At 56.1% G+C, this 1310-nt stretch carries 1 protein-coding gene and 1 pseudogene; both read right to left on the bottom strand.

From position 1 onward, the window contains the following. Positions 1–158 precede the first annotated feature (158 nt). Positions 159–581: pseudogene (locus tag M0D67_RS41995) on the bottom strand (transposase); the annotation flags it as partial. Between the two features lie 112 nt (positions 582–693). After that, on the bottom strand, positions 694–1310 hold a 617-nt coding region (locus M0D67_RS41990), incomplete at its 5' end, for a group II intron maturase-specific domain-containing protein (RefSeq protein WP_302273839.1).

The raw sequence follows: 1310 nt of genomic DNA, 5'->3' as shown, positions 1-1310 counted from the left end.
GGCTTTAGGGAAGGTCTGCACAACCCGTTTCCTGCACGTCGCGCGGTTTGCTGCCCGCGTTGTAGTGGCGGCGAAGATGCTGGGACCTCGATCACAGTTTTATTCGAACCGCGGCAACGTGCGTTTGCCGAAACTCATGGCGTCTGCGCCCGCATGTTTCACGCTTTGCGCAGTGCCTTACGCGTCATCCACAGATTGCCCAGCGCAAACAGCGTCGTGATCTGGGCAGTGTTCTTCATCAGGCCCCGGTATCGGGTCTTCGTATAGCCGAACTGTCGCTTGATGATCCGGAATGGATGCTCCACCTTGGCGCGGACGCCGGCCTTCAGGCGTTCGATCTGATCGTATATCGCGTCCAGACGATCACTCAGGTCCAGTTTTCTGCGCTTGCCTGGTCCCATTGCGACATGCCAGCGCACTGAATCGTCCACGCATCGCTTCTGAATGCCCTGATATCCGGCATCAGCGTACACATCCGCCTCTTCGCCGTGTAGCAACGCTTCGGCTGTATTGATGTCCTGAGCGTTGGCAGCTGTGCCGATGACCGTGTGAACCAGGCCAGATTCCGCGTCCACGCCGATGTCGGGTAGCGGCAGCGCATTGCTGCGCCACCGCCCCCTAAGAACCGGACGTGCGAGTCGCCCCGCATCCGGCTCAAGCCATTCGTCAGCCCCATCGGATGGGACCGGGCAATCAACCATCGGTCGCGGTTCGACGACGGGCAAAGTAGGACGACCACGCAAGGTCAAAGGGATTTGCCTGACCACGTATCTTCACGTGCCGAACAATTGGAATCATCGTGGCTCGGAACAGCCGAATTACTCCGCGGGCTTTGGTCCGCGCGGTAAACGCCCAAGTACGATGTCCCTCTACGTGGAAGTATTTGTGCTTCACCCAACCCGTGCCTTTCGTGGGATGCCGACGCATAGCCCATTTCCATAAGAGTTGCCAAATGTGAGCATCTATCGACGTAAAATGAGACTTGGAAACCACATGACGGTGGTACATGGCCCAACCTCGAATCACAGGGTTGAGTTGTAAAATCAGATTCGTCTGTGTGGCACTCGTGTTATTCCTCACGATTTCCCTAACCTTTTCCAAGAGTGCCTTCACACTCTTGTTGGCCGGCTTGATGAGCAGCTTACCGCCATATTTGCGTATATTCTGCCCGAGGAAATCGAACCCATCGGCAATGTGAGTGACTCTGGTTTTCTCTTCCGAGAGTTCCAGGCCCCGAACGGTCAGGAATTGCTTGATCGCAGGGAGTACGTTCTGTTCCAGAATCTCTTTCGATACCCCGGTTACAACGA

It is taken from the genome of Paraburkholderia sp. SECH4, from assembly GCF_030511745.1.
GTDB classification, from domain to species: Bacteria; Pseudomonadota; Gammaproteobacteria; order Burkholderiales; family Burkholderiaceae; genus Paraburkholderia; species Paraburkholderia madseniana.
The sequence above is the reverse complement of the archived record's forward strand: the minus strand, read 5'-3'. Positions and strand labels throughout refer to the sequence as shown.